The 10,380-nt window shown below is 67.6% G+C and carries 8 protein-coding genes; 2 read left to right on the forward strand and 6 right to left on the reverse strand.

Features of this window, described 5'->3' with window-relative positions:
- Window positions 1–6: 6 nt before the first annotated feature.
- The 6 genes from RMP06_RS20900 to RMP06_RS20925 all read right to left on the reverse strand — a co-directional run bounded on the left by RMP06_RS20900 (window position 7) and on the right by RMP06_RS20925 (window position 8,340).
- Complete coding sequence (locus RMP06_RS20900; RefSeq protein ID WP_310463723.1) at window positions 7–2,304, reverse strand: molybdopterin-dependent oxidoreductase; 2,298 nt, start codon at window positions 2,302–2,304, stop codon at window positions 7–9.
- Window positions 2,301–4,688 (reverse strand): penicillin acylase family protein, encoded by a 2,388-nt coding sequence (locus tag RMP06_RS20905; protein ID WP_310463724.1) that lies wholly within the window; start codon window positions 4,686–4,688, stop codon window positions 2,301–2,303. The genes RMP06_RS20900 and RMP06_RS20905 overlap by 4 nt, the downstream gene beginning before the upstream one ends.
- Window positions 4,689–4,776: 88 nt before the next feature.
- Window positions 4,777–5,676 (reverse strand): DUF2145 domain-containing protein, encoded by a 900-nt coding sequence (locus RMP06_RS20910; protein WP_310463725.1) that lies wholly within the window; start codon window positions 5,674–5,676, stop codon window positions 4,777–4,779.
- Entirely contained in the window at window positions 5,673–6,155 is a 483-nt protein-coding gene (locus RMP06_RS20915) for a hypothetical protein (RefSeq protein WP_310463726.1), read from the reverse strand. Before RMP06_RS20915 ends, RMP06_RS20910 begins: the two co-directional genes overlap by 4 nt.
- A gap of 43 nt (window positions 6,156–6,198) precedes the next feature.
- Window positions 6,199–7,767 (reverse strand): 3,4-dehydroadipyl-CoA semialdehyde dehydrogenase, encoded by a 1,569-nt coding sequence (locus RMP06_RS20920; RefSeq protein ID WP_310463727.1) that lies wholly within the window; start codon window positions 7,765–7,767, stop codon window positions 6,199–6,201.
- A 108-nt stretch (window positions 7,768–7,875) separates the two neighbouring features.
- Window positions 7,876–8,340, reverse strand: a complete 465-nt coding sequence (locus RMP06_RS20925; protein WP_310463728.1) for a DUF4863 family protein — start codon at window positions 8,338–8,340, stop codon at window positions 7,876–7,878.
- A gap of 85 nt (window positions 8,341–8,425) precedes the next feature.
- On the opposite strand from RMP06_RS20925, the gene RMP06_RS20930 reads away from it, so the two are divergent.
- Window positions 8,426–9,424: a helix-turn-helix transcriptional regulator gene (locus tag RMP06_RS20930; protein ID WP_310463729.1), complete on the forward strand. Its 999-nt coding sequence runs from the start codon at window positions 8,426–8,428 to the stop codon at window positions 9,422–9,424.
- Between the two features lie 88 nt (window positions 9,425–9,512).
- A partial coding sequence (locus RMP06_RS20935; RefSeq protein WP_310463730.1) for an enoyl-CoA hydratase-related protein occupies window positions 9,513–10,380 on the forward strand: 868 nt, incomplete at its 3' end.

The raw sequence follows: 10,380 nt of genomic DNA on the forward strand, positions 1-10,380 counted from the left end.
ATAGTCCTATCGCCCAAGCGCCTCCACCACGACCGCCACTCCCGACAGCACCGCGTTCCCCGACAGCGGATCCCGCAGCCGCTCGTCCAGCACCGCGTTCAGGTTCGCCCCCGGCCGCTCGGCCGCCACGCCCAGCCGCGCCCCCGGCAGGTCGTGCCCCCAGCCATGCGGCAGGCAGACAACACCCGGCATCACGCTGTCATCAACGTGGATCTGCACGGTGATATGGCGATCTGGGCGCCCGGCATCGTCCGCCAGCCGAACCCGGGCCGAAGCGCCGTCCACCAGCCCGAGCCGTTGCGCATCGGCCGGGTGCATCTGCATCGCACCGCGGAATGGCCCCTTGGCCAGCGTCGGCAGGTTGTGCATCCACGAGTTGTTCGAGCGCACGTCGCGCCGGCCGATGATCACCAGCGGCGGCGCGGGTTCGTGCAGCGCCGCCAGCGCCCGTGGCAGATCGCCCAGCAGCATCGGCGGTGCCAGATCGACCCGGCCGCTTGGCGTACGCAGCACCTCGGGCAGGCGCGGAGCCAGCGCACCAAGGTCCACGCCTGACGGTGCATCGACCAGCGCCGCCAGCCGCAATCCACTCTGTCGGCGCCCGAAATCATCCCCGTGCGGTCCGGCGCGCAAGGCCAGATCCAGCCGCCGCTCCGGTCCGCGCCAGCACGATGCCTCGGCAAACGCCGCATCCGCCCGGTCGCCGGCCAGCCGCTCGGCCTCCTGGCGGGCGATCCGGTCGTCCAGCGCCGCCACATCGACCACACCACCCGGCCCGCGCCCCTGCGCGATCTCGCTCAGGCGCAGCAGGATCTCCCACTCCGCCGGCTGCCCGGACGCCTCCAGCCCGACCGGCGGGCTGTAGCGCGCATGGTTGCGCATCGACAACTGCCCGAAGGCGACATCGAAATGCCCATCCTCCAGTGGCGAACGACCGGGCAGGATCACGTCGGCGTGGCGCGTCGTCTCGTTCAGGTAGATGTCCACGCTGACCATGAAATCGAGCGTGTCCAGCGCCGCCGCGAGCCGCGGGCTGCCCGGCGCCGACAAGACGGGGTTGGACGCGACCGTGACCAGCGCCTTCACCGCCGGCTGCTCGGACGAGGTGGCAGGCGTCTCGATTTCCTCGGCCAGACAGGTGATTGGCCATTCGCCCATGACCTCGGGCGCGCCGCTCACCCGACTGTGGTGCCGACCCGTGCCGACGCCGCGCCCGATGCCCGGCTGGCCCATCGTGTTCGCCGCCAGTGCCGCAGCCTTCGGGAACATCACGCCGCCCTCCGCATCCAGCCGGCCGGTCAGCACGTTGAGCACGTCGATCAGCCACGCCGACAAGGTGCCGAAGGTCTGCCCATTGGTGCCGATGCGGCCATAGACGGCGGCCCGCGGCGCGGCGGCCAGTTCGCGGGCCAGGCGACGGATCGTGTTGGCCGGGACTGCGCAACGCCCGGCCACCGCGTCCGGCGTGAACGGCGCCACCGCAGCGCGAACCGCTTCGACATCCACTGCGCTCACCACCGCCGACGCCGCGCCGAGCCGCACCAGCCCCTCCTCGAACAGCGTGTGCGCCATCGCGGCCAGCAGGAAGACATCCCCGCCGGGCCGGATCGGCTGGTACTCGTCAGCGATGCGGGCGGTTTCCGTGCGCCTCGGATCGATCACGATCAGCCGGCCGCCACGCTGCCTCAGCGCTTTGGCCCGGCCGCGAAAATCCGGCACCGTCCACATGCTCCCGTTGCTCGCCACCGGGTTGGCGCCGATCACCAACAGCCAGTCCGTGCGGTCGATGTCGGGCACCGGCACGCTCAGCCAGTGGCCGTACAGCAGCCCGCAGGCGAGTTGCCGCGGGATCTGGTCGAGCGACGAAGCCGAGTACACATGCCGCGTGCCGAGCGCCTTCACCAGCGTCGGTACCGCCAGCGTCAGCCCGAGCTTGTGGACGATCGGATTGCCCAGCGTGACGCCAACCGCGCCCTTGCCATGGCGGGACTGCACGTCGCCCAGCCCGCGGGCGATCTCCGCAAACGCTTCGTCCCATGTGGCCGGCACATGCTGCCCGCCGCGGCGGATCAGCGGCTGGCGCAGGCGATCCGGGTCGTCGTGCAGATCTTTGAGCGCGATGGCCTTCGGACAGATGTAGCCGCGGCTGAATGGGTCGGCGTCGTCTCCGCGAACGGTGGCGACGTGCTCGATCCCCTGCGCGTCACGGGCAATGTCGAGCACGAGGCCGCAGCAGGCTTCGCACAGCGGGCAGATGCGGTGGGCGGTACGGTGCGTCTCGGGATGTGCGGTGTCGTGGGTCATTGCCGGGTCAGCTTCAGGGTTTCACCGACCTGGGCGCGTGCCACATCGTCGGCGTGGAACGGCAGCACGGGCCAGCGTTTGGCCGCGAACAGGCGCGTCTGGTCGTTCGAGTGCGGCGAAGCGGGGTCGGTGCTCTGGCCGTAGGTGAGGAGGGCCTGCGCCACCGGGCCACGGGCGTCGAAGGCGACGGTCTGCACGTAGCTGGTGCCGTAGTCGATCGGCAGGCCCTGCGCGTTGATCGGCACGCCGGCGACGTTGCCCATGTTGTTGAGCACGCCCTCGAACTCGTCGCCGCCGTGCAGACCGATGCGCTCGGTGCTGGTCGCCGCGTGCTGCACGGTGTTCAGCGGCGCGTCCAGCGCAAAACCGGCCTTGCGCACCAGCGTGACCGCGTCGGTCAGCGCGGTCCAGACCTTGGCCGCCGTGGCCGTGTCTTCCATCTTCAGGCCCATCGGCGTGTCGATCGGCTGCGCGGGATTGAACAGCACGCGCCAGACATTCGGGATCGCCCGCGCCGTGCGCCAGAACTCGCGGAAGAGGTGGGCACCGCGGGCGTCGCCTTCGTTGGTGCGGCTCCAGCCTCGCAGCGCCGTGCAGCCGTCGCGGGCGGCGGCGTCCGTCGGTAGCGTCAACGCGCAGGCGGCCAGCAGGTCGGGCATGACGATGCCCGCGATGTAGTTGCGGTCGCCGAACAGCCGGGCCTGCAGGCCCGTGGGCGTGACCTTGCCATTGGCGAGCATCGCGGGGATCTCGGTCAGGCTGGCGCGGGTACGGGGCCGCGAGACCTGCGCATCACCGACCAGCGGCGAGATGCCGTCGAAGCGCTGCGCCGGGTGCGTGTAGACGAAGCTGTCGTTGCTGTTCTGCACCCAGTCGCGGCGCACGGCCACCGGCATCCGCTCGCGGGGGATCAGCCCCGGCACGGGTGAGGCGACATCCAGGTTCCAGCCACAGGCGCTGCGGCTGCCATCGAGCACGAACAAGCCGGCCGGGCCGCGCAGGGCAGCCGCTTGCGGACTCGGCGCGCAGCGTTGCAGCAGGGAGGCATCCACGTCAGGCACGACGCTCAGGTCGGCGTACAGGGCCTGGCCGTGGCGGTCGGCGGCGATGGTGTTGACCCAGGGCAGGCCGAGGTTGCGCATCGCCTGCGTCAAGTCCTCCACCTTGGTGGCGCGACCGAAGCCCAGCCAGGTTTCGACGGCACGGGCGTTGAGCGTGTTGGCGTCCTTCAGCGCATAGGCTTTGGCCGTCGTCCAGTTCAACCCCGCCCGCGGCACCACGACGACCGGCCCCCAGCGCGTGCTCCACCAAGTGTGCGATTTGTCGGCGAGCGTGCCGTCGGGCTGGCGCACCTGGATCTTCAAGGTGCGGGCCTGCATCTTCTCGGGCTGACCGTCGATCAGGTAGGTGGTTGGATCACCCGGCTGCAGCGCCAGCTCGTGCAGCGTGAAACGCTTGCCGCTGGACACTGTGTGCGACCACGCCACGTCCCGGTTGAACCCGACCTGCACCACCGGGCTGTGGCCAACACTGGCGCCCATCACGTCGAAGCCGCCGGGGCCGGTGAGGGTCAGGTGCATCTGCCAGAAGCGGTTCACACCCGCCCACGGGAAATGCGGATTGCCCAGCAGCACGCCGCTGCCGTTGGCGGTGGTGTCCGCACCGAAGGCCCAGGCGTTCGAGCCCATGCGCGGCTCGATCACGCCGGCTTCGCGCATCGCCTCGGCGGCATCGGCGAGGTCGATCACTGGTGAGGGTAGTGCCGACGTGGTAGCGGCTGGCTTGGGGGGCTGGGCGGCAAGCGCGCCGTCGGCCAATGCGGCAATGCCGGCCTGCACGGTGGTCAGCTCGTTGAGGCGGCGGAACTCGGCCAGCGTCATCGGCTGCACCCACGGCTGGCCCTTGCAGGCGGCCGGAAGATCGCCGGACCGGTCGCTCAGGTAGCGGTTGTAACCAGCGACGTAGCCGGCTTCCAGCGCGCGCGCCTCGGCACTCATCGCCGCCGAAACGCGGGCGAGCGCGGCGTCGTCCATGTGCGCGGCAATGAAGAAGTCGATCTGTTCATTCGGCAGGACGCGCCGGCCCAGCAGCCCGCTGGCCTTGTCGCCGCCGAAGAAGCGCGCACGCTGACCGCGCACCGTGACAAGCTGGTTGGCGGTCTGGCAGACGTTGTCGCGGGCGTGGGCGTAGGCGGTGCCGTAGGCGAGGGATTCGGGGTCGGAGGCGGTGATGTGGGGGACACCGTGGTCGGTGGTGCGGATGGTGGCGGTGCGGTCACCGCCGATCAGCGCGCCGCCGGGGAGCGTGGTGCAGGCCGCCAGCAGCGATGCAACGGCCAGAGCGACGGCCGTGGTGGTGGCGGTGTGGGGCAGGGTGCGGAACATCGGTGTCCTCGAAAACCATCAGGAAGCTGGACCCATGATGGCCCACGCCCGCAGCCCGCACAGCCGGGATCGCCCTTGGTTTGGCGCCTCAGTCCAGCGGGAACACGGTGTCCATGTCGCCCGCGTGACAACCCTCGGCGATGGGCGTCCAGCCGTGGTGGACGACGACCCGCTGGCCGGCGTGGCAGACCTCGATCCGCGTGGCGCCCGGCACCGTGGCTTGCACGAATGCTTCGATCGACGCCGGCATGCTGACCCGGTAGCGCGCGGCGTTCAGGTCTTCGGGCGGGTGGTCGTCGTGGTGCAGCCAGGGGCTGAGCGTGGCGAGCCACAGCAGCGGCGCGAAACCGAGGTCCAGAGTGGCCGGTGTGTAGCCCTGCGTCTGGAGCCACTGCTGCGCGGCGGCGCGGTCGGCGTTCGGGCCGAGATTGCCTTGCGCCGTGGCGAACAGCTCGACCGCCCACTGGTTGCAGTTCTGGTAACGCTGGCTCCAGGCGTGGGCATTGGCGCTGTAGGTCGCCCCGAGCAGCGCCAGCGCCTGCCGCGTGTCGAGGACGGTGCGTTCCAGTCGCTCGGCCGCATCCGGCGGCAGGAACACCAGCGACAGCGCACCGCGCTCCGGGTCGTTGGTGCCGAAGAGGAAGCCGGACAGCCCCTGGTCGAAGAGCTTGGGCTGGCCCGCGTCGCAGGCGTAATACAACTGCCGCACCGACCACGGGCCGTTCGCGCTGTCCCGCACGGTGTAGCCCGCGTGCGAGTAGCGCAGGCCGAGCCGGTCAAGGTCTAGCCCCGAGCGCGAGACCAGGGCCACGCGCTGGCCGGTGCGCTCCAGCACGTCCTTGACGACGGCGCTGACCTGCAGCAGCCGAGCTTGCTGTGGGGCGGTGAGCGGGTCGGGATGGTTGCAAAAGCGCGGCAACCCGGCCCGCGCAACCAACGGCACCGCAGCGGCCAGGGCGATCCACACCCCCGCGGCGGCACGCCTCACAGCGTGACGGGATGCGAAGCCAGCTCGCGGTACCACTCGTCGCGCAGTGCCAGGAAAAACGGCGCCTGGGCATCGGCGCGGGCGAATTCGATGCCATAGGGGCGCTGGCGGGTGCGGATCTGCTGGCCGGTGGCGAGCTGGGCTTGTTCCAGCGTGGCCCTGGGCAAGTACAGCTCGAACTCGGGCTTGCCCACGGTCGCCGCGCCCACCACGCCTTGCAGCGTCAGGCGCACCACGCCCGGTCGGTCAGTCGCGTCGGCCATGTCGATCACGCGGTAATCGCCGTCGGCCACGTCGTTGCCGGGCGAGGAGCTGTTGCTGGACTTGCCAATCGAGTTGGACGCGCTGCTGGCGGCGCTCGATGCGCTGTCGGAAGCGGACGAAGCCGCCGTGCTCGCCGCTTGCGCAGGCAGGGTGGCAGCGCCAGACAGCAGCGCGAGGGCGATCAGGTGGGGCGTGGGGCGTGGGCAGAAAGTCATCGAAAGGCTCCTCTGAACAAGCCGCCCATTGTGGGCCAGGCGATCAGCGCGCCGCTTGCACGCTGCCCAGCACGGCCGCGCTGCCTTGCACGGCTGCACGCCGATGGTAGAAATTCAGCGCCCGCAGCCCGCCGAGTTCCTCGCCGCCGCCCGCCCGACCGGGGCCACCGTGCAGCGACTGCGGCATCACGTTGCCGTGGCCGCTCTGCAGTGCGCCGACTTCCGGGGTGATGACGTGGACACGGCCGTGGCTGGCGGTGAGGTCAAGTGCGGTGTCGGCCAGCGCGGCGGCAGAGTCGGCGCCGTCCTCGCCGTACAGCGAGCAGACGAGCGAGCCTTCTCCGCGGGCCACGAGCTGCCGGGCATGGGCGGCGTCTCTGTAGGGCAGCAGCGTGGCGACCGGACCGAAGACTTCGGTGGTGTGGATGACGGCCGTCCCGTCGGCGTCTCGCGTGCCGAGCAGCATCGGGGCGATGCAGGCGGCGACCGCCGGATCAGCGTCGATCAGCGCGGCGCTGCGGCCGTCGAACAGGGTCTGCGCGTGCTGCTGCAGCGCGGCGATTCCGTCTTGCACGCTGCGAAGCTGGGCGCGGCTGACGAGCGAACCCATGCGCACCGACTCGTTGCGCGGGTTGCCCACCGTGGTCTTCGCCAGCCGGGCGCCGATCGCTTCGGCCGCGGCGTCATAGAGCGCTTCGGGGACGAAGACGCGGCGGATGGCGGTGCATTTCTGGCCCGACTTGACCGTCATCTCGCGGGCGACTTCCTTGACCAGCAGGTCGAACGCCGCGCTGCCCGGCGCCGCGCCCGGCATCAGCACCGCCGAGTTCACGCTGTCGGCCTCGATGTTCACGCGCACCGAGCGTTCCGCCACGGCCGGGTGCCGCCGCAGCAGCGCCGCCGTGTCCGCCGAGCCGGTGAACGACAGCACGTCGAACGGCCGCAGTGCGTCGAGCAGCCCGGCCGAACTGCCGCAGACGATGTTCAGCGCACCCGCGGGCAACACCCCCGCCTCGACCACGTCACGCACCATGCGCTGCGTCAGCCACGCGGTGGACGTGCCCGGTTTCACCACGACCGGCACGCCGGACAACAGCGCGGGCGCCGCCTTCTCCCACAGGCCCCACGACGGGAAGTTGAACGCATTGATGAACAGCGCCAGCCCCTGCACCGGCACCTGCACATGCTGGCTGCCGAACGCGCCGCCCTTGGCCAGCGCCGCCGCCTCGCCGTCCAGCAGCGTGCGCCGATCGCCCAGCGCGTCGCCGAGCTTGGCGTAGGTGCCGAGCGTGTAGATCGCGCCGTCGATGTCCACGGCCGAGTCGTTTTTCACCGTGCCGCTGTTGGCCGTGGCGATCTCGTAATAGGCGTCGCGGTTGGCCTGCAGCACCTTGACGATGGCGCCGAGCAGCCCGGCGCGTTCGCGGTAGGTCAGGGCACGCAGAGCGGTTCCACCGACGCGGCGGGCGTGCTCGAAGCCGCCTGGCAGATCCAGACCGGTGGCGTCCACGCGGACCAGTTCGGTGCCGAGGGTCGGGTCGAACAGGGGAATGCCGGCGCCGTTGCCGGCCTGCCAGCGACCACCGAGAAAGTTGGAAATCAGTTCAGTCATGCAATTCTTTTGTGAGGAGTAATCGTGACGCCGCCGGGCCGCTCCCAAGGCGGCACAGCCCCCTCGGGGGGCAGCGCAGCACACGAAGTGGCAAGCGTGGGGGCCATATCAGCGGGTGAATTCAATGCGGCCTTCGCGCAGCAGGTAAAGCACGAGGGCGCGGCCGTTGGACACGGTGGGGCGATGGGCGCTGCCCGGAGGGCAGACCAGCCATCCTGCCGGATGGTCATCAAATTGCGCGTCAGCTTCGATCGGCATGATCAGGTCGATCTCGCCATTCGGGTGGCTGTGGTGCGGCCCGGCGATGTCTTTCATGTCGACCACGTCGACCGAGAAACCGTGAAGCTCATCGGAGGGTTTGAAGATGCGGCCGTAGCGGATGCCGCCGCCTTCGCGATCACACAGCCAGCCCGCTGCGACCCCGGTTTTGCAGGCCTGTTTCAGGCGGTCATAGGTGATACTTCCGGGGCCGTGTTCGGCATTCAGCCAGGCTTGCAGGTTGGCATCGAGGGGGCGCCTAGCCAGCTGAACCGTAAGTTCTGCGATATTTTCTTTAAAGTGCGTGGGTGACATGTCCATCTCCGTGCTTGCTAGTGTGCCGCGTTCAGGTGTAATATGAATTATTGTGCAGAACGAACAATAAATCTTCGAAAATCCCATGTCAAGCAATATATTGCATAAATCAGGGTTAACACTTAGCGAAGTGGCCGCTGACTTTGAACCAGTAAAGACTGAGGCCGGGCTGATAGATGGTTTGACGGCGGCAGGTAAAAACCCATTTCTGGTCGCGCTAGGGCAGCGGGTGGCGGCCTTGCGCGCGCGCCGCGGGCTCACGCGCAAGGCGGTTGCCATCGCCGCCGATGTGTCCGAGCGCCACCTGGCCAACCTGGAATATGGCCTTGGCAATGCCTCGATACTGGTCCTGTTGCAGGTGGCCGGTGCGCTTGAGTGTTCCTTAGCCGAGATTATTGGCGACCGCACCACCACATCCCCCGAGTGGTTGATGATCCGTGAACTTCTCGAGCAGTGTGATGACGCGACGCTCAAGCGTGTGCGCATAGTGATAGGGGAAATGCTGGGAACCGGTGGTGGCAATGTCATACGCAGTTCTCGTGTTGCATTGATTGGGCTGCGCGGCGCCGGCAAGTCCTCGCTGGGGCAGCTGTTGGCCGACGACCTGGGTTTCCCGTTTGTTGAACTGAGCCGGGAAATTGAAAAATTCGCGGGCTGCAGCGTCTCGGAGATCCAGGCGCTCTACGGCATGAACGCCTACCGCCGCTACGAGCGGCGCGCACTGGAGGAGACCATCCAGATCTATCCGGAGGCGGTGATTGCCACGCCGGGCGGCCTGGTGTCTGACCCGGCAACGTTTAACCTTCTATTGAGCCATTGCACGACGGTCTGGCTGCAGGCCACGCCCGAGGACCACATGGGGCGGGTGATGAAGCAGGGAGACCTCCGTCCCATGGCCAAAAGTAAGGAGGCGATGGAAGACCTGAAAGACATCCTTGCCGGTCGGGCACCTTTTTATTCCAAGGCGGAGTTCACCGTGAACACCAGCGCGCAACCCCTGTTGCCGACTTCTGCTGCGCTGCGCGAGTTGGTTCGCAATGCCCTTGAACTCCCGGTGGATGAAAAAATAAAAAAACATGCATAAAAGTGCTTGACTTCATTTTAATATAGGCATTATTATTCGTATATGAATTCTTGTTTATGCACTATGTTGCTTATTTTGAGGAGATGATGTGAACAATGACACTCGCGTTGACTATCAAACCAACCCCGGTCGCTACAAACACTGGGCACTGAAGTTTGACGGTCCTGTTGCCACGCTCACGGCCGACTTTGATGAAAGTGCAGGCTTGCGACCTGGCTACAAGCTCAAGCTCAACAGCTACGATCTTGGCGTCGATATTGAACTGAACGATGCAATTAACCGCATTCGCTTTGAGCACCCGGAGGTGCGCACGGTGGTGGTGACCAGTGCCAAGGAGAAGGTGTTCTGCTCGGGGGCCAACATCTTCATGCTTGGGGTCAGCAGCCATTCCTGGAAGGTCAACTTTTGCAAATTCACCAACGAGACTCGTAACGGCCTGGAAGACTCTTCCAGGTACAGCGGTCTGAAGTTTCTTGCCGCCGTCAATGGAGCCTGTGCCGGTGGTGGTTATGAACTGGCGTTGGCTTGTGATGAAATCATCCTGGTGGATGACCGCTCTAGCGCGGTAAGCCTGCCCGAAGTCCCGTTGCTGGGTGTCTTGCCCGGTACCGGCGGCTTGACGCGGGTCACCGACAAAAAACATGTGCGCCACGATCTGGCAGACCTGTTCTGCACCAGCGTCGAGGGTGTGCGCGGCCAGAAGGCCAAGGACTGGCGCCTGGTGGACGATATCGCCAAGCCGCAGGTCTTTGCTCAAAAAGTTCGTGAGCGGGCGCTCGAATTGGCCGCCATGAGTGACCGGCCGGCCGATGGCAAGGGTGTCATGCTGCCAGCGGTGGCCTGCGTGATCGAAGCAGACGCCCTGCGCTACCCGAACGTCGTGATCGAGATCGACCGCGCCAAGCGCACCGCCACCTGGACCGTCAAGGGCCCCACCGGCGTCCAGCCCACCGACC

It is taken from the genome of Sphaerotilus sp. (genome assembly GCF_031429695.1).
In the GTDB taxonomy this organism is placed as follows: domain Bacteria; phylum Pseudomonadota; class Gammaproteobacteria; order Burkholderiales; family Burkholderiaceae_C; genus Sphaerotilus.

What these genes read in the sequence shown, in the direction of transcription:
- RMP06_RS20900 (WP_310463723.1), bottom strand. Translation starts at nt 2,304, where the DNA reads ATGACCCACGACACCGCACATCCCGAGACGCACCGTACCGCCCACCGC.
- RMP06_RS20905 (WP_310463724.1), bottom strand. Translation starts at nt 4,688, where the DNA reads ATGTTCCGCACCCTGCCCCACACCGCCACCACCACGGCCGTCGCTCTG.
- RMP06_RS20915 (WP_310463726.1), bottom strand. Translation starts at nt 6,155, where the DNA reads ATGACTTTCTGCCCACGCCCCACGCCCCACCTGATCGCCCTCGCGCTG.
- RMP06_RS20920 (WP_310463727.1), bottom strand. Translation starts at nt 7,767, where the DNA reads ATGACTGAACTGATTTCCAACTTTCTCGGTGGTCGCTGGCAGGCCGGC.
- RMP06_RS20925 (WP_310463728.1), bottom strand. Translation starts at nt 8,340, where the DNA reads ATGTCACCCACGCACTTTAAAGAAAATATCGCAGAACTTACGGTTCAG.
- RMP06_RS20930 (WP_310463729.1), top strand. Translation starts at nt 8,426, where the DNA reads ATGTCAAGCAATATATTGCATAAATCAGGGTTAACACTTAGCGAAGTG.